The sequence below is a fragment of the Mycobacterium shunyiense genome, assembly GCF_058270075.1.
The window spans coordinates 701,820-727,687 of the sequence record NZ_JBZDPU010000040.1; the positions used below are offsets into that span (position 1 = coordinate 701,820).

At 67.3% G+C, this 25,868-nt stretch carries 23 protein-coding genes; 9 read left to right on the forward strand and 14 right to left on the reverse strand.

All coding sequences use genetic code 11. The annotated features are described in order from the left end of the window. Positions 1-81: 81 nt before the first annotated feature. From AC4ELH_RS33970 to AC4ELH_RS33995, 6 genes are all read left to right on the forward strand, one after another. Entirely contained in the window at positions 82-813 is a 732-nt protein-coding gene (locus tag AC4ELH_RS33970; protein ID WP_448442078.1) for a lytic transglycosylase domain-containing protein, read from the forward strand. Positions 814-910: 97 nt separating this feature from the next. Further along, positions 911-2,194 carry a phosphopyruvate hydratase gene (gene eno / locus AC4ELH_RS33975; RefSeq protein WP_064887110.1) on the forward strand — a complete coding sequence of 428 codons (1,284 nt, stop codon included), beginning with the start codon at positions 911-913 and terminating at the stop codon, positions 2,192-2,194. Between the two features lie 27 nt (positions 2,195-2,221). Then, positions 2,222-2,926, forward strand: coding sequence for an FtsB family cell division protein (locus AC4ELH_RS33980; RefSeq protein ID WP_064887111.1), 705 nt, complete (start codon positions 2,222-2,224; stop codon positions 2,924-2,926). Next, on the forward strand, positions 2,919-3,410 hold the full coding sequence (locus tag AC4ELH_RS33985) for a DUF501 domain-containing protein (RefSeq protein WP_055116926.1): 492 nt from the start codon (positions 2,919-2,921) through the stop codon (positions 3,408-3,410). Before AC4ELH_RS33980 ends, AC4ELH_RS33985 begins: the two co-directional genes overlap by 8 nt. Then, positions 3,407-4,372: a Ppx/GppA phosphatase family protein gene (locus AC4ELH_RS33990; RefSeq protein ID WP_498889267.1), complete on the forward strand. Its 966-nt coding sequence runs from the start codon at positions 3,407-3,409 to the stop codon at positions 4,370-4,372. Before AC4ELH_RS33985 ends, AC4ELH_RS33990 begins: the two co-directional genes overlap by 4 nt. Positions 4,373-4,677: 305 nt before the next feature. Beyond that, on the forward strand, positions 4,678-5,760 hold the full coding sequence (locus AC4ELH_RS33995) for an IS110 family RNA-guided transposase (protein WP_448457148.1): 1,083 nt from the start codon (positions 4,678-4,680) through the stop codon (positions 5,758-5,760). A 413-nt stretch (positions 5,761-6,173) separates the two neighbouring features. Here AC4ELH_RS33995 and AC4ELH_RS34000 read toward each other — a convergent pair whose 3' ends face one another. The 6 genes from AC4ELH_RS34000 to AC4ELH_RS34025 form a co-directional block, all read right to left on the reverse strand. Then, on the reverse strand, positions 6,174-7,274 hold the full coding sequence (locus AC4ELH_RS34000; RefSeq protein WP_174554275.1) for an MPT63 family protein: 1,101 nt from the start codon (positions 7,272-7,274) through the stop codon (positions 6,174-6,176). Between the two features lie 208 nt (positions 7,275-7,482). After that, entirely contained in the window at positions 7,483-9,042 is a 1,560-nt protein-coding gene (locus tag AC4ELH_RS34005) for a radical SAM protein (RefSeq protein ID WP_448442386.1), read from the reverse strand. A gap of 8 nt (positions 9,043-9,050) precedes the next feature. Continuing rightward, positions 9,051-9,575, reverse strand: a complete 525-nt coding sequence (locus tag AC4ELH_RS34010; protein WP_448442083.1) for a hypothetical protein — start codon at positions 9,573-9,575, stop codon at positions 9,051-9,053. After that, a complete protein-coding gene (locus AC4ELH_RS34015; RefSeq protein ID WP_064959719.1) occupies positions 9,572-10,357 on the reverse strand; it encodes a prolipoprotein diacylglyceryl transferase in 786 nt (261 codons plus the stop codon). The genes AC4ELH_RS34010 and AC4ELH_RS34015 overlap by 4 nt, the downstream gene beginning before the upstream one ends. Positions 10,358-10,382: 25 nt before the next feature. Beyond that, positions 10,383-11,087 carry a ZIP family metal transporter gene (locus AC4ELH_RS34020; protein ID WP_064887116.1) on the reverse strand — a complete coding sequence of 235 codons (705 nt, stop codon included), beginning with the start codon at positions 11,085-11,087 and terminating at the stop codon, positions 10,383-10,385. 504 nt (positions 11,088-11,591) lie between these two features. Continuing rightward, positions 11,592-11,945 carry an ArsR/SmtB family transcription factor gene (locus AC4ELH_RS34025; protein WP_055120635.1) on the reverse strand — a complete coding sequence of 118 codons (354 nt, stop codon included), beginning with the start codon at positions 11,943-11,945 and terminating at the stop codon, positions 11,592-11,594. A gap of 105 nt (positions 11,946-12,050) precedes the next feature. Between AC4ELH_RS34025 and AC4ELH_RS34030 the strand changes: the two genes are divergently transcribed. Further along, entirely contained in the window at positions 12,051-13,997 is a 1,947-nt protein-coding gene (locus tag AC4ELH_RS34030; RefSeq protein WP_448442086.1) for a heavy metal translocating P-type ATPase, read from the forward strand. A 69-nt stretch (positions 13,998-14,066) separates the two neighbouring features. On the opposite strand, the gene AC4ELH_RS34035 is transcribed toward AC4ELH_RS34030, so the two are convergent. Then, the gene (locus AC4ELH_RS34035) at positions 14,067-15,947 is read right to left on the reverse strand and encodes a propionyl-CoA synthetase (protein WP_498889271.1); all 1,881 of its coding nucleotides are present in this window, start codon (positions 15,945-15,947) and stop codon (positions 14,067-14,069) included. Between the two features lie 193 nt (positions 15,948-16,140). Between AC4ELH_RS34035 and AC4ELH_RS34040 the strand changes: the two genes are divergently transcribed. Next, a complete protein-coding gene (locus AC4ELH_RS34040) occupies positions 16,141-16,614 on the forward strand; it encodes an SRPBCC family protein (protein WP_498889273.1) in 474 nt (157 codons plus the stop codon). Positions 16,615-16,726: 112 nt separating this feature from the next. Here AC4ELH_RS34040 and AC4ELH_RS34045 read toward each other — a convergent pair whose 3' ends face one another. The 7 genes from AC4ELH_RS34045 to AC4ELH_RS34075 all read right to left on the reverse strand — a co-directional run bounded on the left by AC4ELH_RS34045 (position 16,727) and on the right by AC4ELH_RS34075 (position 24,868). Beyond that, on the reverse strand, positions 16,727-17,428 hold the full coding sequence (locus AC4ELH_RS34045) for a response regulator (protein ID WP_454791718.1): 702 nt from the start codon (positions 17,426-17,428) through the stop codon (positions 16,727-16,729). Continuing rightward, complete coding sequence (locus AC4ELH_RS34050; RefSeq protein WP_448442091.1) at positions 17,425-19,962, reverse strand: DUF4118 domain-containing protein; 2,538 nt, start codon at positions 19,960-19,962, stop codon at positions 17,425-17,427. The genes AC4ELH_RS34045 and AC4ELH_RS34050 overlap by 4 nt, the downstream gene beginning before the upstream one ends. Positions 19,963-19,981: 19 nt before the next feature. Next, positions 19,982-20,842, reverse strand: coding sequence for a potassium-transporting ATPase subunit C (locus AC4ELH_RS34055; protein WP_498889276.1), 861 nt, complete (start codon positions 20,840-20,842; stop codon positions 19,982-19,984). 1 nt (position 20,843) lies between these two features. Continuing rightward, positions 20,844-22,886: a potassium-transporting ATPase subunit KdpB gene (gene kdpB / locus AC4ELH_RS34060; protein ID WP_498889540.1), complete on the reverse strand. Its 2,043-nt coding sequence runs from the start codon at positions 22,884-22,886 to the stop codon at positions 20,844-20,846. Positions 22,887-23,007: 121 nt separating this feature from the next. Further along, positions 23,008-24,678, reverse strand: a complete 1,671-nt coding sequence (gene kdpA / locus AC4ELH_RS34065; RefSeq protein ID WP_498889278.1) for a potassium-transporting ATPase subunit KdpA — start codon at positions 24,676-24,678, stop codon at positions 23,008-23,010. Further along, a complete protein-coding gene (locus AC4ELH_RS34070) occupies positions 24,678-24,767 on the reverse strand; it encodes a potassium-transporting ATPase subunit F (protein ID WP_019347277.1) in 90 nt (29 codons plus the stop codon). Before AC4ELH_RS34070 ends, kdpA begins: the two co-directional genes overlap by 1 nt. Further along, the gene (locus AC4ELH_RS34075; protein WP_216622388.1) at positions 24,764-24,868 is read right to left on the reverse strand and encodes a potassium-transporting ATPase; all 105 of its coding nucleotides are present in this window, start codon (positions 24,866-24,868) and stop codon (positions 24,764-24,766) included. The genes AC4ELH_RS34070 and AC4ELH_RS34075 overlap by 4 nt, the downstream gene beginning before the upstream one ends. Positions 24,869-25,146: 278 nt before the next feature. On the opposite strand from AC4ELH_RS34075, the gene AC4ELH_RS34080 reads away from it, so the two are divergent. After that, positions 25,147-25,851: a type III PLP-dependent enzyme domain-containing protein gene (locus AC4ELH_RS34080; protein WP_064887291.1), complete on the forward strand. Its 705-nt coding sequence runs from the start codon at positions 25,147-25,149 to the stop codon at positions 25,849-25,851. Positions 25,852-25,868 lie beyond the last annotated feature (17 nt).

The following is a 25,868-nucleotide window of genomic DNA, read 5'->3' on the forward strand; positions in this document are numbered from 1 at the left end:
GGCACGCCCCCGTCGCCCGACGCGTCCACGGTCGCGCATGCGACGATGGCCAATCAGACCGAGCGGGGTTGAGGGAGTCCGGTGTCGCCAGTGCGTTGGCTGCGGGCTGTCGCCGTTATTGCTGCGACAGCGCTGCTGTTGGCATCCAGCTGTTCGTGGCATCTGGGGACCCCAATTCCCGAAGGTGTGCCACCGCCGGCCGGGGATGCGGTGCCTGCGATCGATACCTATGCCAAGGGCCGACCGGCCGATCAGCTCCACGAATGGGCGGCGCAGCGAGCGCCCGCGATGGGCATGCCCGTCAACGCCCTGGAGGCCTACGCCTACGCCGCGCGCGTCGCCCAGGTGGAGAACCCCAACTGCAAGGTGGCCTGGACCACCTTGGCCGGCATCGGCATGGTCGAGAGTCACCACGGCACCTACCGCGGCGCGATGATCGCCCGCAACGGCGACGTCACGCCGCCGATCCGCGGCGTCCAGTTGGATGGGACGGCCGGCAACCTGCGCATTCCTGACACCGACAAGGGCAAGCTCGATGGGGATCCGCTGATGGACCGGGCCATGGGGCCGATGCAGTTCATCCCGGAGACCTGGGGTCATTTCGGGGTGGACGCCAACAACGACGGGGTCGTGAGCCCGGATAACTTCGATGACGCCGCGCTCTCGGCCGCCGGCCTGCTGTGCTGGTATGGCAAGGACCTGTCCACGCCGCGGGGCTGGATGACGGCGCTGAAGGCCTACAACAACTCCGACCAGTACGCCCGGATGGTCCGTGACTGGGCGACGGCGTATGCCGGTGGCCACGGCTTGTGACGCGCGTGGGTGACCCGCGTGACAAGCCCAAACACGCCGTCGCGCCCGCCACGATCTAGTCTCATCCCTACACGCCGGACTCAATAAGGAGAAGCCAGTGCCCATCATCGAGCAGGTTGGAGCCCGCGAGATCCTCGACTCCCGTGGCAACCCGACGGTCGAGGTCGAGGTGGCCCTGACCGACGGCACGTTCGCTCGGGCGGCAGTGCCGTCGGGCGCGTCGACCGGTGAGCACGAAGCGGTGGAGCTGCGCGACGGCGGCTCCCGCTACGGCGGTAAGGGCGTCGAGAAGGCGGTTGAGGCCGTTCTCGACGAGATCGCCCCGGCGATCATCGGCCTGGCCGCCGACGATCAGCGTCTCGTCGACCAGGCGCTGCTGGATCTGGACGGCACCCCGGACAAGTCGCGTCTCGGCGCCAACGCGATCCTCGGCGTCTCGCTGGCGGTGGCCAAGGCCGCGGCCGACAGCGCCGCGCTGCCGCTGTTCCGCTACCTCGGTGGTCCGAACGCGCACATCCTTCCGGTGCCGATGATGAACATCCTCAACGGCGGCGCTCACGCCGATACCGGGGTGGACGTCCAGGAGTTCATGGTCGCCCCGATCGGCGCTCCCTCCTTCAAGGAGTCGCTGCGCTGGGGTACCGAGGTCTACCACTCGCTCAAGTCCGTGCTCAAGAAGCAGGGCCTGTCCACCGGTCTCGGCGATGAGGGCGGCTTCGCCCCCGACGTCGCGGGCACCAAGGCCGCCCTGGACCTGATCGCCACGGCCATCGAGGCCACCGGGTTCAAGCTGGGCAGCGATGTGGCACTCGCGCTGGACGTCGCCGCCACCGAGTTCTACACGGACGGCACGGGTTACGCCTTCGAAAAGGAAACCCGCACCGCCGAGCAGATGGCGGAGTTCTACGCCGGCCTGCTCGACTCCTACCCGCTGGTCTCGATCGAGGACCCCCTGTCCGAGGACGATTGGGACGGTTGGGTGGCGCTGACCTCGGCCATCGGTGACAAGATCCAGCTGGTCGGCGACGACCTCTTCGTCACCAACCCGGAACGCCTCGAGGATGGCATCGAACGCGGCGCCGCCAACGCGCTGCTGGTGAAGGTCAACCAGATCGGCACGCTCACCGAAACGCTGGATGCCGTTGCGCTGGCACACAACAGCGGTTACCGCACCATGATGAGCCACCGCTCCGGTGAGACCGAGGACACCACCATCGCCGACCTCGCGGTCGCGGTGGGAAGCGGTCAGATCAAGACCGGTGCCCCGGCCCGCAGCGAGCGGGTGGCCAAGTACAACCAGTTGCTGCGTATCGAGGAGGCGCTGGGCGACGCTGCGCGCTTCGCGGGCGATCTCGCGTTCCCTCGGTTCGAGGCCAAGTAACGCAGGCGCCTGCGCCCCCACACGTCGATGCCTGAAGCGAAGCGGCCAGACCCGAAGCGACGGTCCCCAGCCTCCCGACCCGGCAAGCCGGGTAAGGCTGGGGAGTCGAATCGGCCGCGCGCTTCACAGCCCCGGCGCCGGGCGACCGAGTCCCGACCGGCACAGGCGGAACCGGTTGCCGACGAGACGGTCACCAAAGCCATTGCGGTGCAGGCGCAGCAGCAGGCCGAGCTGCAGTCAGAACAGCGGTTCGGGTCGACGGCGCGCCGAGCGGCGATCCTCGCCGCGGTGGTGTGTGTGCTGACGCTGACCATCGCGGGTCCGGTTCGCACCTATTTCGCCCAGCGCACCGAGATGAAACAACTCAAGGCCAGCGAGGAGCAGTTGCGCGCCAAGATCGCCGACTTGGAACAACAGAAGGTCAAACTGGCCGACCCGGTGTACATCGCGGCCCAGGCCAGGGAGCGGCTCGGCTTCGTCATGCCCGGCGACACTCCATATCAGGTGCAACTGCCGCCCGGAGCCATCGCGGCGGGCGAACCGGGCGAGCCTGTGCTGCCGGGATCTGCCGTGCCCGTGGGGCAGCCGTGGTACACCTCGCTGTGGCACACGATTGCCGATGAGCCCCATGGGGTTTCCCCGACCATCGGTGGACCACCGCCGGCACCGGGTGGACCACCACCACCCCCCGTTCCGCCACCAGCCGAGCCGTCCAGAGGTCCCAATGGTTGATCCCGCCGACATCGAGGCTGTGACACGGCAATTGGGCCGCGAGCCACGCGGCGTTCTTGAGGTCGCCTACCGCTGCCCCAACGGCGAACCCGGCGTGGTCAAGACCGCGCCGAAACTGCCCGACGGCACGCCATTCCCGACGCTGTACTACCTGACGCATCCGGCGCTGACTGCGGCCGCGAGCCGGCTGGAATCCTCCGGGCTGATGCGGGAGATGACCGAACGCCTGCAAGAGGATGAGGCCCTGGCCGCCGCGTATCGCCGGGCGCACGAGTCGTATCTGGCCGAGCGGGACGAGATCGAATCGCTGGGCACCACGTTCACCGGCGGCGGCATGCCCGACCGCGTGAAGTGCCTCCATGTGGTGATGGCCCATTCGTTGGCAAAAGGTCCCGGTGTCAACCCCTTTGGCGACGAAGCGCTCGCAGTGCTCGCGGTCGAGCCGGCGATGGCAGGAATCTTGGATCGAGAGGTGTGGGTTTGAGTCGGGTCGGCGCAATTGACGGCCCGCGCCGGGTCGGCGCAATTGACTGTGGCACCAACTCGATCCGCCTGTTGATCGCCGATCTGGTGGACGGCAAGCTTCACGATGTGCACCGTGAGATGCGGGTCGTACGGCTGGGGCAGGGCGTCGACGCCACCGGACAGTTCGCTCCGGAAGCCTTGGCGCGCACCGAATCCGCGCTTGCTGACTATGTGGCGCTGATGATCGAGCATTCGGTGACCGCGGTACGCATGGTCGCCACGTCGGCCGCGCGGGACGCCGGTAACCGTGACGAGTTCTTCGCGATGACCGCACGTCTGCTGGGCAAGGTGGTCCCGGGATCGGTGGCCGAGGTGATCACCGGTACCGAGGAGGCCGAGCTGTCGTTCCGTGGTGCGGTCGGTGAACTCGACCCTGCCGCAGGACCTTTCGTCGTGGTCGATTTAGGTGGCGGCTCCACCGAACTGGTGCTGGGCGAGACGGCCGTACAGGCGAGCTTTTCTGCCGACATCGGTTGTGTGCGGCTCACCGAACGGTGCCTGCACTCCGACCCCCCCACCGCGGACCAGGTGGAGCAGGCGCGGCTGGTGGCTCGTGACGGCCTGGCCGAGGCGCTTGCGGTGGTGCCGGTCGACGGTGCTCACACATGGGTGGGTGTGGCCGGGACGATGACCACGCTCTCGGCGCTGGCGCAGCGGATGACCGAATACGATCCCGAGGCAATTCACTTGTCCCGCATAGGTTTCGATGATCTGCTCGGAGTTTGTGAGCGGTTGATCGGAATGACCAAGGCCGAACGCCTCGCGCTCGGGCCGATGCATGCCGGCCGCGCTGACGTGATCGGTGGTGGTGCGATCATCGTCGAGGAGTTGGCGGCCGTTCTCAGCGATCGGGCCGGTATCGGTGAACTGGTGGTCAGCGAGCACGACATTCTCGACGGCATCGCGCTGTCGATCGCCTGACCTTTTCCCGCACTGATGGCGCTTCTTACGTTTCGAAAGCGCTTCTCCGCGCGCAGATTTCTACACCTGGGTTGTGATCCCACGCGATCGGCAGCCCTGGTGTAGAAAACCGCGGCGGGGCGCGGCGGGTGGTCGAACGGGCCACGCGGCGGCGCCTCATCGTTTTCTACCGTGGGGTCGTTGGACCACGCGATCGGCAGCCCTGGTGTAGACGGTATGAGGGGCTGGGGCCTCGCGCACATGTGAACGTGGGTTGCCGACAGGGTGGTCCTGGCCGGTAGAGCCACAAGATGTGGGAGGCCCCAGTGATACGTCAGCGTACGAGTGTTGGGTTGGATGTGCACGCGCGTTCGGTGTTCGGATGTGCTTTGGATGCCGATACCGGTGAGGTGTTCGAGCGCCGGTTGACCCCGGATACCGGGGAGATCCTGGACTGGTTGAGATCCTTGCCGGGCCGTGTCGCGGTGACCTATGAGGCCGGCCCGACCGGATTCGGATTGGCCAGGGTTTTGATCGCAGCCGGGATCGCGTGTTTGGTCGCGGCGCCCTCGAAGTTGATCCGTCCGGCCGGGGATCGGGTGAAGACCGATGCGCGGGACGCGGCGCATCTGGCCCGATTGTTGCACCTGGGACAGATCGTGGAAGTAGCCATCCCGACGGTGACCCAGGAAGCTGCCCGCGATCTGGTTCGTGCCCGTGAGGACTGTCGTGGTGATTTGATGACGGCCCGACATCGGCTGTCGAAACTGCTTTTACGGCAAGGAATCGTCTACAGCGGCGGGAGGGCCTGGACCGGCAAGCACGAGCTGTGGCTTCGTGCCCAACACTTCGACACCCCCGGGTTGGCGCTGGCCTATGACAGTGCCTTCGACGCGATGCTGGCATGCCGGGATCGGCGCGACCGTCTCGATGCGGCGATCGAGGCGATGGCCGCCGATTCGGAGTTCACCCCGGTGGTGACCCGGTTGTGTTGCCTGCGTGGCGTCGCGACGTTGACCGCGTTCGGGTTGGCCACCGAGGTCGGCGACTGGCACCGGCTGACCGGTCGCAGCATCGGGGCTTACCTCGGGTTGGTGCCCTCGGAGTACTCCTCGGGGACATCGCGGGCGCAAGGTGGGATCACCAAGACCGGTAACAGCCATGCCCGACGCCTGCTGGTCGAGGCTGCTTGGCAGCACCGCAGCCGCTACTGCCCGGGCACCGTGATGCGTCGACGCTGGGATGCCGCGCCGGCGAGCGCACGCGCGCGTGGCCACGCGGGCAATCAGCGCCTGCACCGCCGCTGGGCACGGTTTGATGACCGCAAGAAACCCGCGGTAGTCGCCAACACGGCGATCGCCCGAGAACTGGCCGGCTGGTGCTGGTCACTGGCAGTCCTGACGGACTGACCTTCCACAACTGTCCAGGTGGGTAGCTGAGGTTTGTCGACAAGCGTCTTGGAGTGACCCGCGGGTTTTCTACGAGCAATAGTGTTGTCTTGCAACACTATTACGCCCGCAATTGGTAGAGAAGCGGACCACTCCGACTCGAAAGTCCCGTCCTGCGGTAACCGAACCCGCGTATATCAGACTTGGCACGCGTCGATACGACACGCTCGACAACCCTCCACGCCCGACCTGGTCAACGAAGCGGCGGCCACGGCGACGGTCATGGCCGCCGCTTCACCCTGCCCCTTGACAAACCGATCTCCATATCAGAAAACGGCGGCGGGGCGCGGCGCAGCGGCCAGCGCAACACCCCACACATAAAACAACGGCCGAACGCGGTTGCCCGCGTCCGGCCGTCGCCTTGACTACCTAGATCAGGATGCAGTCCCGTGGTTGCTCGCCGGGGCGACCGCGGGGGCCGGGGCGGGCGTGATGACCGGCTGGGTGCCGGCCGGAACCAGCGCGGGCTCGGTGGCGGGAGCAGCCGGAGCGGCCGGAGCGCCCGGTGCCGGAGCAGCCGGAGCAGGAGCGCCCGGAGCAGCGGCGGGCGCACCCTCGGCGGGCACACCTTCTGCTGGCGAGATCGCGGTGGCGGCGTTACCCGCACCGGTGGCGGCCGGTGCACCCTCGGCGACCGGGGTGCCGTGAGCGACCGGGGTCGACTCGGTGCCCGGGGCCGGAGCGGCCGGAACCGCTTCGGTGCCGGCCGGGGTGGCGGCCGGAGCGCCCGGAGTGCCCGGAGCGGCGGGGGCTGCGGCCGGTGCACCCGGAGCGCCCGGGGTCGCGGCCGGCGAGAGCGCGGTAGCAGCGTTGCCTGCACCGGTGCCGGCGGGCGTAGCCGGAACGGCGGCGGGCGCGGGAGCCGGGGAGGCGGCGGCCGGAGCAGCATTCGGAGCACCGGCAGCCGGAGCTGCGGCAGGTGCCGGGGCGGCGGCCGGAGCGGCGGCAGGAGCCGGACGCTTCGGGGCGCCGGCGGCCGGGGCCGCGGCGGGCGTAGCGGTCTTGTCCCACGCCAGCACGTCATGGCCACCGGCGTTGTAGACGACGGACGTCGGCTGGTCGCCGGTGACGTCGAAGTAGATCTTGCCGCTGGTCTTCTGGCCCTGGGCGAGGGTGGCCGGGTTGACGCCCTGGGTGCTTGGCACCTGGAACAGCGCGCGGTAGTTCTGGCCGTCGGCGGCGCGGACGTTGAAGTTGGAGACGATCGGCGTCACCGAGCCCTGGAGGGCCTCGTTGGTCGCAGTGACCTCCCACAGGGTGCCGCGCGGGGTGTAGTTGATGGTGTCAGTGCTGGGCTTCAGGTCGGTCACAGTCCAGACCTGGGTACCGCCGTCCAGCTTGCCCTGGCCGCCGAGCGCAGCGGTGGTGACAGCACTGTCCTCGGCGTCGGCGAGCGCCATCGGGGCGCTGGCGACGATCGCCGCGGCGGCGATGGCCGCTCCGGCAAAGGCCGTACTGATGTTCGTCTTCTTCAAGGCGTTCACTCCTGACTGGTCCAAAGAAAGGTGGCAGGCCCCCCGGCAGTGGGACACCCACTTCATGCGAAGTTATCAGCTTAAGAGGACGGTTAGGAACAGTAGTTCACAGTTTCTGCCATCGGTGCCTGGCAGAAAGCGTCGTTGACCTGGTCCCGAACGCTGCTGGTCGGAACCGAATGTGACGATGACCAGCCGTTTTTCCCGCTCATCGAATCTCGATGAGCGGTAGTGCCCGGCCTACTGACAGGGACAGCCGTTGACGCCCCAGCGCAGGCCAGGCTTGCACGGCGCAGAACGGCGCGCACTGGTGTTGGGCAGTGTCCGACTGGCCGGAGCGGGTGCCGACGTGGACACAGCACTGGGTCAGCCGCTCCTCGATCATCGTGGACATGTCCATGAACGGTTTGACGGTCAGGCGCACCACGCGCTCGCCAAGCAGCTTGCGGATCTTGCGGCGGCGGCCCGGCAGTGCCGAGGACGCCAATGTCAGCAGTGTTCCCATACCCAGGTCGCAGCCCTCGCAGATGGCGCGCCAGACGTCACCGATTTGAGGGTGCGACAGGGACGACTGTTCCGAGAGCAGCCCGAGCAGTGACTCCTGAACGGCCATGCGCAGCTCGCGGGGGAGTTCGGCGTCGGCGATCCGATTGGACACCAGGCCCAGCTTGTCCTTGAGACTCTCGGTGCCGATCAGGGATACCAGCGAGCGCCACCGGTCGTTGTCGTCACGGACCAGATAGCCGACCGAGCAGCAGTGCGGGTGCGAGCAGGGCAGAGCGGTCAGGTCGCGCCAGGTGACGGCGCCGCCGGTCTGGGGTCCCAGCCGCTTGAGCACCCCGGTGTGGGTCAGTCGGTGCATGGGGTCGATCGCCCCTGACCGCCCGGAGCCGAACTGCGGCTGAATGGTGAGCCCACCGACGTACGGGGTGTCCAGGGCCAGCCGGACCATGTCGCCGATCTCGTCGTCGTTTACGCCCAGTGCAGTCGTCATCACCAGGGTTGTGAAGATCTCCCGCTCGGAGAGCCGTTGTAGGGCTTGGCTTTTGGTGCGACGAAGGTCGCCACCGCGGTGGTGGCGGTGGGCCTGCTCGGACAAACCGTCGTACTGCAGGTACACCTCGACGCGTTCGCGGTGCGCGGTGAGCAGATCCAGCAACGCGTCGTCGTTGGCGATGCGCACCCCGTTGCTGTTGATCAGGATTCGGGTGATCGGACGGGCCACCAGCTCATCGAGCAGTTCGGCGAGGTTCGGGTGCAGAGTGGGTTCACCGCCGCTGAGCATCAGGACGTCGATGCGGCCGTTCTCGCGGGCCAGCCGCTGATCGACGTTGGCGAGGACGTCAGCGGTGGGCACCACATGCCGCAGATCGGGCGAACTGTCGGTGAAACAGGTGGGGCAGCGCAGGTTGCAGGTCTCCGCGATGTCCTGCAGCAGGATGCAGGTGTGCTGGGTCTGCATCTCGGGCAGGCCACGCAGGTAGGCCGACGGGATCGGGTCGAAGTTCCCGGCGACGTCGGGGATGTGGGCCTTGGTCGGGGCGGTCCACTCCTCGAGGTAGGACAGGATCTCGGGGTCCTCGTCGTACAGGGTGCGTACCAACCCGTGTGTGCGGCAGCCGCGTTCGAGCCAGATATGCCCGTCGCGCTCGACCAGGATGCCGGCCAGGCGCACGACGTCGGCCAGCGGGCGCTCGGGTGCCTCGCTGTGGCAGTGCGGGCAGAACGCGGTGACGTAGCGGTGCAGGCGGTCGCCGCGCAAACCCATCCCGGTGCTCACCGGGCGTACAGCTCCGGGTTGACGCCGGTGCAGAAGCCTGCGGTGAATAGTGACATCAGGGCCCAGCCCACCATCAGTCCGATGCCGAGGCCCCTTGCCGTCGGATTCTTGGACATCAACATCAGGAACCCGCCGCCGAAGGCGACGGCGGCCAAGAACACTGCGGCCCCGCCGAGGACCAGGTTGGCGCTGCCGCCGGCGCTGTCGGTCGCGCCGGCGCCCATGAAGGCGACGAATCCGATCACCAGGTTGAGCGCGGCATAGATAAACGGACCGAGAATCACCATGAGGACGGAGATGCGCTGCGGGGGTTTCGGCGGTGGGCCGTACGAATAGGCGGTCGGGTACGGATATCCGGGGTAGCCCTGAGGCGGAGGTGGTGGCGGAGCGGGCTCGCCGTGATAGGCCGGTGGGATCCCTTGTGGTTCAAAGCTTTGGGGGCCGAAGGTAGGCGGTCCGGAAGGCGGTGGAACGAAGCCCTCGGGAGGCGTGTCATCGGGAGGATCGGGCGGTGTCGTCATGCGGGCACCTCCTCAGTGCGGGCTGGGTTGCGATAGTACCCGCGGCGGTAGCCGTACCACAGGCGAAATCCCAGGATCAGCAGCGATGGCAGCAGGAACCATTGCGGGCGGGTCAGATCCAGCCACACCGTCCCGTTGGCCCGGACGAACTCGACGAGGAAGCGGAACACCGCGTAGGCCGCGACGTACAGCACGAACAGCTCACCGGGCCTGCCGATCCGGGGACGCAGCCACAGCAACACGGCGAATGCGGTGAGCTGGAAGGCGATCTCGTACAGAAACGACGGATGCATCGCCAGGCCGGCCAGACATCCGGGACATTCAGGGGTGTCGGCCGGGGCGTGGATTCCCCACGGCAGCGTGGTGGGCCGTCCGGGCGCTTCGGTGAGGTGGCAGCCGATGCGGCCGATTGCCATGCCGAGCGCGACTGCGGGTGCGAACAGGTCGCCGGTCTTCCCGCGGTAACCGCCGAGACGCTTGGCGATCAGCACGCCGAGGTAGGCCCCGAGCAGTCCGCCGAGGATGCTGCGCGAGCCGAACTGCCAGGCCTGCGCCAGGGTCGGATTGGCGCTGAAGTCCAGGTGACGGATCCACCCGGTCAACCTCATCCCGATCGCACCACCGATCAGCGCGCCGGCCGCGGCGACCACGGACTGCTCGTTGACCGCGCCGCGCCGGCGGGCCTCGGTGACGAACACGAGCAGGGCGGCGAACACCCCGAGGGCGACGAACAGGTTGTGCACCCCGACGGTGACGGGCCCCAGGTGCCACTGCGCAGTCACCTGCCGAACCTAACCCGCGACCGCTTCACCCGGCCAGCGACAGTCCGGCGGCGACGGCGAATCCCAGCACGGCCGCCAGGCCGGCGTTTTCGCCGGCTTTCTCGGTGGCCTCCGGAATCATCGAGCCCACCAGCATGACCAGCAGTGCACCGGCGGCGAATCCGTTGATCCCGCCTTGCAATTGGGCGCCGGCGACATCCTGCAGCTGGTAGCCGCCCACGGTGGCCAGCGCGCACAGTGCGGCGATCGCGGCCCATCCGCCCACGATCCGGCGGGCCGGTTCTCCGGCGGATCGCATGTCGCTGGCCGACCCGATGGATTCGGGCAGGTTCGACACGAAGATGGAGACCACCAGCGCCAGGCTGACACCGGCCCCGGTGGCGATACCGATGCCGAGCGCGGCCTGTTCGGGAATGCCGTCGAGTAGGGCGCCCAGCAGCAGGGGCAACCCGGCGGTCTGGGTTCCCTTGCGGCCCATCCGATCTACTGCTTTGTCCGCGAGGTAGAACACCACGGCCCCGAGGGCCAGGCCGAGCGCCACGGCCCAGCCGCCGCTGGCTCGGAAGCCTTCCTCGGCGAGCTCGAAGGAGATGCTGGAGATGAGTGCCCCGGCTCCGAAACCGAGCACGAGGCCGACGAGACGTCGATTCCAGTCGCGGACGACACCGGCGACCGCGCCGATGAGCAATGAGGATGCGGCGACCAGGCCCCAGGTCAACGCGGTGAGCACAGCCGCAGCATAAGACAGCGATGGCTCAGAACCGGGGATGCAGGAGTGGTGAGAAATGTGGCGAAGCGCGAAATCGCACGACCGATCGGTGCGATCGATGAGGTGATGGCCCGATGATCAGGCGGCGTAGGGGCTACGGGTGGTGACCTGTCGCCGGTTGCCCGGACGACAGGCCACCGACGGCGTCAGCGCCGTGCGTTGCAGTTCGGGGGGTTTCCGCAGTGGTGGCCACCGTCGCAGGCATTACAGCGACAGGTGCAGGATCCCTTGGTTGCCATGCGCATCGTCGTTCAACTCCTCACTGTTCGGGTGCCGCCGGTATGACCGGCAGCAAACTCCCGAGTATGGGCGGACATCAACATATAACGACTTCACAATAGTTCGCTCCACGGTGAAAATAAAGGATTCCCTAAACTGCGCGGCTTTTTGCGCGACGGTTATTTCGGCTGCGGACACGCCGGTGAACAGTGCGTGAAACTCTTTGGCTGCGGCGGCTTTAGGGGCTCAGGCGGAGGTGTCGCGGGCGCCGAGCCGGAGGTGCTCGATGTGGTAGATGGCCTCGTCGAGCAGTAGGGCGACGTGGTTGTCGTAGAGCCGGTACACGATGTTGCGACCGGACCTGTCACCGGTGACGAGGCCTAGCGCCCGCAATAACCGGAGTTGATTGGAAACCGCGGGTTGCTCCATGCCGACTGCGGCGGACAGTTCGGTGACCGAGCACGGCGATTCCCGGAGTCGGGTCAGGATCAGCAATCGGTTGGGGGAGGCCAGGGCCTGCAGCGTCTCGGCGACTTTGGTCGCGGAGGCGGCGTCGAGGGACGCTGCCGGCGTCGCGTGCCCCTCAACTCCGTGGCCCATGGCACTCATTCAAGCATGCGGAACAAACATGGTTGATACATTTCAATCTTTACATGTATAAATGTATGCGCTGTAGGGGCCGAGCACGAACGAGAGGTGTCGTCGATGACCGCTCTGTCGACCGACCGGTCGCCGCTGTCCGGCGCCGACGCGGGGCCCGCAGGTTCACGCGGTGTCGGTGCATGGATGTGGTCCCTGGATTCGGTGCGTTGGGCGGCCGCAGCCCTTGTGCTGATGCTGTGCGGCGTGCTCGCGCAAGCGGCGAATGCTCCGCAACCGCTGTGGTGGACCCTGTATCTGGCGTGTTATCTCGCCGGCGGCTGGCAGTCGGCGGTATCCGGTGTGCAGGCGCTGCGTGCCCGCACGCTCGATGTCGACCTGCTGATGATCCTCGCGGCGATCGGTGCGGCAGCCATCGGGCAGGTGTTCGACGGCGCGCTTCTGATCGTCATCTTCGCGACGTCGGGCGCGCTGGAGGACGTGGCCACCGCACGCACCGAACGTTCGGTGCGTGGTCTACTCGACCTGGCTCCGGCCGACGCGACCGTCCTCGACGAGGACGGCACCCATCGCGTCGTCGCCGCAGGTTCTCTGCGCCTCGGTGACCGAATCCTCATCCGGCCCGGGGAACGAATCTCGGCTGACGGCACCGTGTTCGGTGGATCCTCGGACGTCGACCAGTCCTCGATCACCGGTGAACCGTTGCCGGTCGCCAAACAGGTGGGCGACGACGTCTTCGCCGGGACGCTCAACACCACCGGGGCCATGCAGGTCACCGTCACCCGCGACCCTTCGAGCACGGTGATGGCGCGCATCGTCGCGGCGGTCGCCGAGGCTTCGGCAACCAAGGCCACCACGCAGCTGTTCATCGAGAAGATCGAACAACGCTATTCGGTGCTGGTGGTGGCTGCCACCCTGGCGCTGTTCGCGGTGCCGTTGGTGTTGGGTGCGGATCTGCGCTCAACTCTGCTGCGCGCCATGACGTTCATGATCGTGGCGTCGCCGTGTGCTGTGGTGCTCGCGACCATGCCGCCGCTGTTGTGCTCGATCGCCAATGCCAGCCGGCACGGAGTGCTGGTGAAGTCCGCGGTCGCCATGGAACGACTGGCCGATACCGACGTCGTCGTGCTCGACAAGACCGGGACCTTGACCACGGGAGCCCCGCGTGTCGTGCAGATCGTGGGGCTGCCCGGTGGCGACAGCGGCGACGTCCTCGCAACTGCCGCTGCCGCAGAGCAATTCAGCGAGCATCCCATCGGACGCGCCATCGTCGCCGAGGCGGTGATACGAGGCATCCGGATTCCGGAGGCCACCGATTTCACCGCCCGCGCGGGTCGTGGTGTCCGGGCGGTCGTCGATGGGCGCACCGTCGAGGTCCTGAGTCCGGCGACGTATCGAGGCCCAGCGGTCCCGGACGTGGCCGAGATCGAGGCCACCGGGGCGACTGCTGTCGTCGTCACGGTCGACGGGGAGGCGAGCGGGGTGGTGGGTCTGCAGGATCGGGTGCGCCCGGGTGCCGCGGATGCGGTCCGGAAGCTGCACGCGCTCACCGGATGTCAGCCGGTTCTGCTCACCGGTGACAACCAGGTGGCGGCGTCGCGGCTCGCCGAGCAGCTGGGCATCGAGGATGTGCGGGGTGGTCTGCTGCCCGACGACAAGGCCGCTGCGGTCCGGGAGTTGGAATCCGGTGGACGGCGCGTGCTGATGGTGGGCGACGGGATCAACGATGCACCGGCCATGGCGTCCGCCCATTCCTCGATGGCGATGGGTCGCAGCGGTGCCGATCTGACGGTCGACACGGCTGACGTGGTCACGGTCGGCGACGACCTGTCGACGATCGGCGCGGTGGTCGCGTTGGCCCGGCGGGCCCGGCGCCTGGTGATCGCCAACCTGGTGATCGCCGCCACCGTCATCACAGTCCTGGTGACCTGGGACCTGTTCGGGCACTTGCCGTTACCGCTCGGGGTGGCCGGTCACGAGGGATCGACCATGCTCGTCGCCCTCAACGGGCTGCGACTGTTGAGCAGCCGCGCGTGGCGCCGACTTCCCTAGCGCGAGCAGACGTGAAAGTACCCGGGTAACCCCATTTCCGGGTACCGCAACGTCTGCTCGCGGAAGAAACTAGGGCCGCAGCACGTTCTTGAGCGCGTCGAGCACCGCGGGATCCTCGATGGTGGAGGGCACCGGCTCGTCGAGCCCGTCGGCGATACCGCGCATGGTCTTCCGCAGGATCTTGCCCGAGCGGGTCTTCGGCAGCGCCGCCACCACGTCGACCTTCTTGAAAACCGCCACCGCGCCGATGTTGTCCCGCACCCGGTCGACCAGCTCCTGGGTGATCCCCTCGGTCGAGGCCCCGGTCTTGAGCACCACGAACCCGCGTGGCACCTGGCCCTTGAGCTCGTCGGCGACTCCGATCACCGCGCATTCGGCCACCGACGGATGGTCGGCGAGTACGGCCTCGATCGATCCGGTGGACAGGCGGTGCCCGGCCACGTTGATCACGTCGTCGGTGCGGCCCATCACGAATAGATAGCCGTCGGAGTCGATGTAGCCCCCGTCGCCGGTGAGGTAGTAGCCGGTGAACGCCGACAGATACGACGCGACGTAGCGGTGGTCGTCGCCCCACAGTGTGGGCAACGTGCCGGGCGGGAGCGGCAGCTTGACGCAGATCGCGCCTTCCTCTCCGGCCTCGCACCGGGTGCCGTCGGAACGCAGGATCTGCACGTCGTAGCCGGGCATCGGCACCGTGGCCGAACCGGCCTTGATGGGCAGGGGTTCGACGCCCATCGGGTCGGCCGCGATCGCCCATCCGGTCTCGGTCTGCCACCAGTGGTCGACCACCGGGATGCCGAGTTTGTCGGCGGCCCAGTGATAGGTGTCGGGGTCGAGGCGCTCGCCGGCCTGGAACAGGTACTTGAGCCCGGACAGGTCGTAATCGGCCAGTCGCGTGGCGTCGGGGTCTTCCTTCTTGATGGCGCGGATCGCGGTCGGGGCGGTGAAGAGCGCCTTGACGCCGTACTCGGCGGCCACCCGCCAGAACGCCCCGGCATCGGGGGTGCCGATCGGTTTGCCTTCGTAGAGAACGGTTGTCGCGCCCAGGAGCAGTGGGGCGTACACGATGTAGGAGTGCCCGACCACCCAGCCGACGTCGGAGGCCGCCCAGAAGACGTCGCCGGGTGCCACGTCGTAGATGTTGCGCATGCTCCACAGCAGGGCCACCGCATGGCCGCCGTTGTCACGGACGATGCCTTTGGGCTTGCCGGTCGTGCCCGAGGTGTAGAGCACGTACAGCGGATCGGTGGCGGCGACCGGCACCGGATCGACCGGTGCAGCGTCGGCCGCCAGCTGCTGCCAGTCGTGATCGCGCCCGTCGACCAATTCGCACGGACTCTGCTCGCGCTGCAGGATGACGCAGGCCCTGGGCTTGTGCTCGGCGATGTCGAGCGCGGCATCCAGCATCGGCTTGTACTCGATGATGCGGGTCGGCTCGATGCCGCAGGATGCGCTGACCACGACCACGGGACGGGCGTCGTCGATGCGGGTGGCCAGCTCGTGGGCGGCGAACCCGCCGAACACCACCGAGTGCACCGCGCCGAGGCGGGCACAGGCCAGCATCGCGATGACCGCCTCGGGGACCATCGGCATGTAGATCACCACGAGGTCGCCCTTGTTCACCCCGAGCTCACGCAGGGCACCGGCGAACCGGGCGGTGTCGTCGCGCAGCTCGCGGTAGGTGTAGGTGGCCTTGGTGCCGGTGACAGGGGAGTCGTAGATCAGTGCGGCCTGTTCGCCGCGCTCGGCGACGTGGCGGTCCAGGGCGTTGGCGCAGGTGTTGAGCTCGGCGTCGGGGAACCAGCGGTAGAACGGCGGGTTGGTGTCGTCGAGTACGCGCTGCGGCTCGGAAGTCCAGGTCACCGCCTTGGCAGCGTCGGCCCAGAACGTGGCCGGGTCGTTGAGGCTGGCCTCGAAAAGGCTGCGGAAACGGGCGCGAGTACCGGACATACCGCAAACCGTAATCTGCGTCACTTGCAACGGCCGTGCAACCCTGCGAATGAGCGACAAGCGGTGCCATTTTGTCTGCGACCGGCAGGCGCGTTTGACTCTGGCGCTGCCGGGTAGCCCAGCGTCGAAGCCGTGCTGCACCGGTTGATCGCCGGAGCGACGGACGGCACTGACACCGAAAGGAGCGTGCGTCGTGGAATCTTCCCCGGTCGCTTCGGACAGCCACCTGGTCGTCAAACGCGACACGACGGCCACTCGACAACAGGTATGGGACGTCATCGCCGACGGCTGGACGTATTCACAGTGGGTGGTTGGGAACACGCGCATGCGCGCTGTCGACTCCTCCTGGCCGGCCCCCGGCAGCCGCATTCACCACACCATCGGCATCTGGCCGGTGGTGGTCGACGACGAGACGGAGGTCGAATCCTGTGCGCCGACCCGCGAGTTGGTGCTGCTCGCCAAGACCAGGCCGTTCGGAAAAGCCCGGATCGTATTGCGGCTCACCGATACCGAAACCGGGTCGCGTATCGAGATGGCCGAGGTCCCGGCCGGTGGACCATTGAACCTGATTCCGCGGCGGCTGGCTCTGCTGGCCGCCTACCCCCGGAATCGCGAATGCACTGAGCGATTGGCGGCGTTGGCCGAGCGTCGCGTCGAGCCGAAATAAGCCACGCCATCCTGCCGCTCACCGCGAGGAGGCCAATGGTCGGGTGGCCCGATACTCACACAGATGCCGACGGGCCGGGTCAGGATTGCGGCGACGCTGGTGCCATGAGCGGCTACTCCTGGAAGCGGTAGCCCATCCCGGCCTCGGTCAGCAGGTGCACCGGATGCGACGGATCGTCTTCGAGCTTGCGGCGCAGCTGCGCGAGGTACACCCGTAGGTAATGGGTCTCCTTGGCGTAGGCCGGACCCCACACCTCACGCAACAGTTCCTCGCGGCCCACCAACTTGCCGCGGTTGCGCACCAGCATCTCCAGCATGCCCCACTCGGTGGGGGTGAGATGTACTTCGTGATTGTTCTTCGTCACCTTCTTGGCGGCGAGATCCACCGTGAACGACGAGGTTTCAATGACGGGCTCATCGGTTTCGGAAGCCGCCGCCCCGCGCCGCACGGCCGCCCGAAGTCGGGCCAGGAACTCGTCCATGCCGAACGGTTTGGTGACGTAGTCGTCGGCGCCGGCATCGAGCGCCTCGACCTTGTCGGACGAGTCGGTGCGGGCCGAGAGCACGATCACCGGTGCCGAGAGCCAACCGCGAAGGCCGGCCAGGACCTCGATGCCTGACATGTCGGGTAGACCGAGGTCGAGCACGATCACGTCGGGCCGGTGATCGGCGGCGGCGCGTAGTCCCTGTCCGCCGTCGGTGGCGGTGTCGACTTCGTAGCCGCGCACCGACAGGTTGATCCGCAGTGCGCGCAGGATCTGCGGTTCGTCGTCGATCACCAGGACGCGGGTCTTGGGGGCGGTGGTGGATGTCATGCGGATTCGTCCTTTGGCGGTGCGGCAAGGTCGATTTCGACGGTCAGGCCGCCGCCGGGGGTGTCGGTCGCCGAGATGGTGCCGCCCATGGCTTCGACGAAGCCGCGCGCGACGGACAGCCCCAAGCCGACGCCGATGGTGGTGTTGTGGTCGCCGAGTCGTTGGAACGGCGCGAAGAGCTGTTCCTCGGCGCCGCGCGGCATGCCGGGCCCTTCGTCGATCACCGCGATCAGTACCCGGTCGGCCACCTGCCCGGCGCTGACCCGGATGGGGCCGTCGGGCGCATACCGAAGGGCGTTGTCGATCAGGTTGGCCAGCACCCGCTCCAGCAGCCCGGCGTCGGCCATCGCGACGGCATCGCCGACCTCGACCTTCACCCGGTCCAGGCCCTCGCGGGTGAATCCGGTGGCGCCCTTGCTGATTCCGAGCAGCGCCCGTTGCACGTTCTCCTCCAGATACACCCGGCGCAGCTCGGGGCGAACCACGCCGGCCGACAGCCGGGAGGAGTCCAGCAAGTTGCCCACGAGCGCGGTGAGCGCGTCCACGGATTCCTCGATGGTGGCCAGCAGTTCGGCGGTGTCCTCGGCGGAGAAGTCGATGTCCTCGCTGCGCAGGCTCGACGCCGCCGCCTTGGCCGCGGCCAATGGGGTGCGCAGGTCGTGGCTGACCGCCGAGAGCAGCGACCGGCGCAGTTCATCGGCCTGCGCGATGGCGGCGGCCTTGCCGGCCTCCTCGGTGAGCTCGCGTTGCTTGACCAGCCCGGCAGCCTGTTTCGCGACGGCGCTGAGCACGCGGCGATCACGGGCGGCGAGTTTCCGTCCGGCCATCAACAACCAGAATTCGTCGTCTCCGACTTCGATCGCGGTGTCGGCGGTGTCCACCTCGGCACACGGCTTGGTGCCGACGCACGCGACGATCTCCGCGGTTCCGTTCTGTTCGCGCAGCAGGCTCACTGCCCGTTGGGAGTACGTCTCACGCAGGCGTTCCAGCAGGGTGGTGAGGTCGGCGCCGCGCAGCACCGACCCGGCGAACAGAGTCAGCAATTCGGCTTCCTGCGAGGCCTTCCTGGCTTCGCGGGCCCGGCTCGCCGCCCCGTCGACCAGAGCCGCTACCGCCACTGCGACCAGCAGCAGCACGACGACGGTGACCGCGCTGTCGGGTTCGGAGATGGTGAACGTGTGCCGCGGCGCCACCAGGAAGTAGTTCAACAGCAGCCCGGACAGCAGGGCCGACAGCCCCGCGGGCGCGACACCACCCAGAAGCGCGACGACCAGCACACCGATGAAGAACAGCGCGCTCTCACCGCTGACCCCGAGAATCGGATCCAGTACCCCGACGATCAGCAGGCAGATCGCGGACGGAACCACCAGGGCCGCAAGCCAGGATGCGACGTGGCGTTGCCGGGGTGTTGCGGTTGCCCAGCCGAACCCGCGACGGGCCTGGTCGTGGGTCACCATGTGGACATCGATCTTGCCCGACTGCTGCACCACAGCGGGCCCGATGCCCTCCTCGAAGATCCGGGCCCATCGGGACCGCCGCGAGGTGCCGAGCACCAACTGGGTGGCGTTGCGTTCGCGGGCGAAATCCAGCAGTGCCGCGGGTACGTCGTCGCCGACGACGGTGTGCACGGTGGCGCCCAGGCTGGCAGCCAGCTCGCGGACCTTCCCCATCTGCGGCGCCGAGACACCCGAAAGCCCGTCTCCGCGAACGACGTGGACCACCATCAGCTCGGCGCTGGACTTCGAGGCGATGCGGGAGGCCCGGCGCACCAGGGTTTCGGACTCGGCACCGCCGGTGACGGCGACGACGACGCGTTCGCGGGCCTCCCAGGTGTCGGTGATCTTGTTGTCGGCGCGGTACTTGGCCAGCGCGGCGTCGACCTGATCGGCCAGCCAGAGCAGGGCCAATTCCCTCAGCGCGGTGAGATTTCCGCGCCGGAAGTAGTTTGACAGGGCGGCGTCGACACGTTCGGGCGCGTACACGTTGCCGTGGGACAGCCTGCGCCGCAGTGCCTCCGGGGTGATGTCGACGAGCTCGATCTGGTCGGCCGCCCGGACGATCTCGTCGGGAACCTTCTCCTGCTGCTCGATTCCGGTGATTTGGGTGACCACGTCGTTGAGGCTTTCCAGGTGCTGCACATTGACCGTCGAGATCACGGTGATCCCGGCGGCCAGCAGTTCCTCGACGTCCTGCCAGCGTTTGGGGTTCTTGCTCCCCGGGGTGTTGGTGTGGGCGAGTTCGTCGACCAGCACCACCTGCGGGTTGCGGGCCAGCACCGCGGCCACGTCGAGTTCGGGAAAGGTGCCTCCCCGATACTCGACGTAGCGCGGCGGGATGATCTCGATGCCGTCGATCAGATCGGCGGTTTTCTTGCGCCCGTGGGTCTCGACCACCGCGGCGACGACGTCGGTGCCGCGTTCGAGACGGCGGTGCGCCTCGCCGAGCATCGCGAAAGTCTTCCCCACGCCGGGCGCCGCACCCAGATATATGCGCAGCTCACCGCGTTTGGTGGGACTGGACGCCGACGTACTCACAAGACCATCATCCTCGCGCCTACAGCGCGTCGAGGGCGATGTTGAGTTCGAGCACGTTGACCCGCGGTTCGCCGAAGAAGCCCAGGGTGCGCCCGTCGGTGTGCTGGGCCACCATCGCCCGCACCAGATCGGGGTTGAGACCGCGGACCCTGGCCACCCGGTTCACCTGCAGATCGGCGTAGGCCACCGAGATGTTCGGGTCCAGGCCGCTGCCGCTGGCGGTGACGGCATCGGCCGGTACCGCGGGGTCGGCGGGCGCGCTGCCACGGATCGGCACGATCAGGCCGAGGCTGTAGTCCTCACCGACTTTGGCGCATTCCACCCGGACACCCTCGTAGGTGTTGACGAACGGGGTCTTCGTCGTATCGCAGGGCTCGTTGACGCTGACCACCTTCGTCGGGTGAACGACGTTTCCGCGGGCATCCCGCGGTCCGATCACCGACAACACCGCGCCGACACCGTCTCCGGTGCAGAACGGGCGAGCGCCGTCGACACCGTCGAGCTTGCCGATGGCTGAACTGCGCGTGCACACCTGGGTGAGCAGGCTGGGCTTGTCGGGTTGATCGACAACGCTTTCCGGGCCGAGGTTGCTCGCGCTGGTGGCCATCGGGTCGTACCCGTCGCCGGCCATCGAGGGCCGGCTCTGGAAGTACCGGGGCAGCGGGTTGCCGTCGGTGTCGGTGAAGGACTGACCGATCAGGCTGCTGCCCACCGGTTTTCCGCTCGCCTCGATCAGCGACCCGTCGGCTTTGTCGCGCAGGCCGGGGATCTGGGCCACCAGCCAGATGAAGACCGGATAGCCGATCCCCAGGATCACGGTGAGTACCAACAGCGCCCGCAGGGCCGCGGCATGTTGACGAACCAGGTTGGAGATTTTCATGTCACATTCCCGGGAAGAGTTGGACGACGAGGTCGATCAGCTTGATGCCGATGAACGGCGCGATGACGCCGCCGAGGCCGTACACGTACAGATTGCGGCTCAACAGCTTGGACGCACTGCTCGGGGTGTAGCGGACACCCTTGAGCGCCAAAGGGATCAGCGCCACGATGATGATCGCGTTGAAGATCACCGCGGACAGGATCGCCGACTGCGGGCTGTGCAGCCGCATGATGTTCAGCAGGTCCAGGCCGGGGAACAGGGCCACGAACAACGCCGGGATGATCGCGAAGTACTTGGCGATGTCGTTGGCGATGGAGAACGTGGTCAGTGCCCCGCGGGTGATCAGCAGCTGCTTGCCGATCTCGACGATCTCGATGAGCTTGGTCGGGTCGGAGTCGAGATCCACCATGTTGCCGGCCTCTTTTGCCGCCGAGGTCCCGCTGTTCATCGCGACGCCGACGTCGGCCTGGGCCAGGGCGGGGGCGTCGTTGGTGCCGTCGCCGGTCATCGCGACGAGCTTGCCGCCGGCCTGCTCCTTCTTGATCAGCGCCATCTTGTCCTCGGGCGTGGCCTCGGCAAGGAAGTCGTCGACACCGGCCTCGTCGGCAATGGCCTTGGCCGTCAACGGATTGTCGCCGGTGATCATCACGGTGCGGATGCCCATGCGGCGCATCTCGTCGAAGCGTTCCCGCATGCCCTGCTTGACGACGTCCTTGAGATGGATGACGCCCAGCACTTGGGCTTTTCCGTCGACCACGTGACCGACGGCCAGCGGGGTGCCACCGGCGGCGGAGATCCCGTCGACGATGTCGCCGAGTTGGGTCGGGACCTTGCCGCCTTCGGAGCGAATCCATTCGGCGACCGCACCTGTGGCGCCCTTGCGCAGGCGATGGTCACCGGACAGGTCGACGCCCGACATCCGGGTGTTGGCACTGAATTCGACCCAGTGCGCCTTGTCGAGCTCACCGGGGGTGCGGCCGCGTAAACCGAATTCCTGCTTGGCGAACACCACGATCGAACGGCCTTCAGGGGTTTCGTCGGCGAGGCTGGACAGCTGTGCCGCGTCGGCGAGTTGCTCGGGTGTGACGCCGGACAGTGGCACGAACGCGGCGGCCTGGCGGTTGCCGAGGGTGATGGTGCCGGTCTTGTCGAGCAGCAGGGTGTTGACGTCACCGGCGGCCTCGACGGCGCGGCCGGACATGGCCAGCACGTTGCGCTGCACGAGTCGGTCCATGCCGGCGATGCCGATCGCCGAGAGCAGCGCGCCGATGGTGGTCGGGATCAGGCACACCAGCAGCGACACCATGACGATGCCCGAGATGCCACTCCCGTTGAGTGCCAGGGTGTCTGCGACGCCGGGGTTGTTGGCCTTGGAGAAGATGGCCAGTGGCTGCAGGGTGGCGACGGCGAAGACGAAGATGATCGTCAGCGAGGCCAGCAGGATGTTGAGCGCGACCTCGTTGGGGGTCTTCTGCCGGTTGGCGCCCTCGACGAGGTTGATCATCCGGTCGATGAAGCTCTCGCCGGGCTTCTGGGTGATCTGGACGACGATGCGGTCGGACAGCACCGTGGTGCCGCCGGTGACGGCGCTCCGATCGCCGCCGGACTCGCGGATGACGGGTGCCGATTCACCGGTGATCGCCGATTCGTCCACCGAGGCAATGCCTTCCACGACACCGCCGTCGCCGGGAATCACCTGCCCGGCCTCGACCACCACGACGTCGCCCTGCTGCAGCAGCGGTGCGGCGACCTCTTCTTCGGCGCCAGAGGCGGTCAGGCGCCGCGCCATCGTGGAGGTCTTGGTCTTGCGCAGCGACTCGGCCTGGGCCTTGCCGCGCCCCTCGGCGACGGCCTCGGCCAGATTGGCGAAGATCACCGTGAGCCACAGCCAGACCACGATCAAGCCGGCGAACCAGGACGGGTTGAGGACCGCCAGGATCGTGCTCCAGACAGCGCCGATCTCGACGATGAACATCACCGGGTTGCGCCACAGCGTGCGTGGGTCGAGCTTGCGCAGCGCGTCGGGCGTCGATTTCCACAGCATCTTCGGGTCGAGCAGGCCGCCCTGGATTCGCGTCTTCTTTGTCACGCTGGAGTGGCTCCCGGCCGCGGGCGCCACTCTGGCGTGACGCTCGGCAACGGGGGATGGGTTAACGCTTGGCATATCAGTGAATTCCTTCAGCAAGGGGCCCGAGCGCGAGCATGGGCAAGAAGGTGAGGGCGACCAGAATCAGGGTGACGCCGGCGACCATGCCGACGAACTGGGGTCGATGGGTGGGTAGGGTGCCGACGGATTCGGGTGTCTTGCCCTGGCGGGCCAGCGATCCGGCCAGTGCCAGCACGAAGATGATCGGCAGGAAGCGGCCGAACACCATCGCCAGGCCGAGCGCGGTGTTGTACCACTCGGTGTTGACGCTGATGCCCGCGAACGCGGAACCGTTGTTGTTGGCAGCCGACGTGAAGGCGTACAGCACTTCCGACAGGCCGTGCGGTCCGGTGTTCAGCATGCCCGCCCGTTGGCCCGGCATGGCCATGGCCACCGCCGTCCCGGTCAACACGAGCAACGGTGTGATCAGGAAATACGTTGCGGCGAGCTTGATCTCCCGCGGGGTGATCTTCTTGCCCAGATATTCCGGGGTGCGGCCGACCATCAGGCCCGCGACGAACACCGTGAGTATCGCCAGGACCAACATGCCGTACAGGCCGGAGCCGACGCCGCCGGGAGCCACCTCACCGAGCTGCATGTTGAACATCGTGATCATGCCGCCGAGGCTGGTGTACGAGTCGTGGAAGGAGTCCACGGCGCCGGTCGACGTCAGTGTGGTCGCGTCCGCGAACACCGCCGAGTTGGCGATACCGAATCTCTGCTCGACACCTTCCATCGCTGCACCCGCAGCGGTGGGGACGGTGCCGTGGGCCTGCAGCTGGAACAGCATCATCAGGCTGACGCTGATCGTCGCGATCACCGCCATCGCCGAGGCGATCGCCAGACCTTGTTTGGGGCTGCCGACCATCCGGCCGAAGGTGCGCGGCAACGAGAACGGGATCATCAGGATCAGGAAGATCTCCACCCAGTTGGTCCACGTGGTGGGGTTCTCGAACGGGTGCGCCGAGTTGGCGTTGAAGAAGCCGCCGCCGTTGGTGCCGAGCAGTTTGATGACTTCCTGGCTGGCGACCGGGCCACCCGGGATGGTCTGGGTGCCGCCGACGAGGGTGTTGACGACCTCGGTGTGCAGCGCGAAGTTCTGAATGGCGCCGCCGCCGACCAGGATCAGCGCGCCGACGATCGAAATCGGCAGCAGGATACGGAGATTGCCGCGCACCAGGTCGACCCAGAAGTTGCCGAGCTCGCCCGTATTACGCCGGACCAGACCCCGGACGAAGGCCATCGCGACGGCCATGCCGACCGCGGCGGACACGAAGTTCTGCACCGCCAGGCCGGCCATCTGCGCCAGGTGGCCCTGGGTCGATTCACCGGAATAGGCCTGCCAGTTCGTGTTGGTGACGAAGCTGACGGCGGTGTTCCAGGCCAGCGCCGGTGTCATCGGAGTGCCCGGATCGTTGAGATGCAGCGGCAGCTTGCCCTGCACCAGCTGCAAGACGAACAGGAACAGGATGCTGATCGCGGAGAACGCCAGCACGCTGCGTGCATACGCCCCCCAGGTCTGCTCGGCCTTCGGATCGGCGCCGATCAGGCGGTAGATGACGCGCTCCACGCGCGAATGCTTGTCCGACGTGTACACGCGGTACATGTAGTCGCCGAGCGGCACGTGGACCGCCGCCACCGCGGCGATGAGGACGACGAGGAAGACGATCCCCGCGGTTGTAGTAGTCACTAGAACCTTTCCGGAAACAACAGCGCCGCGAAGAGGAACAGCGCGATCAGAATGGCCAGGCCCAGGCCGACGACGTTTTCGTAGCTCACAGTCCCTCGACCAACTTCTGCACCAGACCCAGCAGCGCAAAGATCGCCACTGTCAGCGCCAAATAGAGCAGGACAGACATGCCGTCTCCGTTCGAAGACACGTTTACGGGCCTCCGGATTTCGGTGGCCTGTCCCAGGATCTGCCCAGGCAGATGCCACGAACGGGGCCTTGACGCTTTCTTTACGGCCGCGGCGCAGTCCTTAACGGACTTCGTTCACGAAGACCCGGATTCTCAGGGCCTGGCGTCAACGCGGCGTCAAAGTTCCCACTGTGCCTGTCAAGGGCCCGCAAAGACGCTGGTGCGCTCGCAGGTGGCGGCGGAGTCTCGAGCTGTACGCCCGTGGCAACCGGCCGGGGCGCCTTGCAGAAGAGGTTTCAGTGACGCTGCCGATCGGACTTCGTTCATTGGGTGTGGTCGAGCTATCTCTACCCGCAACAGCTTTGGCCGACTCTCGAGTTGCCAAGCGGGCGCGTGATCACGGACTCGCCGTCGAGGTCCGCACCGGTGCAGACCTGATCACCGCGATCGGTGTGGGAATCCACCCGATGTTTCTCATCGTCTACGCCGACCGGATGACCGCCGACGAATTGGTGTTCTGCACAGCCAATCTCGGGGTGGGACGGATCGTCGTGACGACGACCGACCAGGTCGACCTGCTCGTGTCGGCCACCGTGGCACACCGCAGGCAACGGGTGCTGGTGGGGATGACGCGGGTGGCCGATGACAAGGTGGTCGACGCGGTGGTGGCGGGCCGACGTCTGGATCTCGTCGGGCTCGCGTGTGAAATCGGCTCCGGCGAGGACGCTTTCGTCAGTTATCCGGCCGCGATGGGTGACATGCTGGCGGAGATGGCCCAGATCCGGCGTGCGCACAGCATCGTGCTGACCCGGGTCGCGATCTCCGGGGACGGATTCGCCGTCGACGAGACACCGGGCGGGTTGTCGGAGCTGGCCGAGCTGATCGACCAGACCCTCGACGACGCCTGTGCGACGTTGCGTTTTCCACGACCGGTCGCCATGGTGACGGCCCAGCCTGCGGGAACGAGGCGGCAACCCTGTACAGCGGACCTGCATCGGACATAAATTGAGCCGTGGGCCCA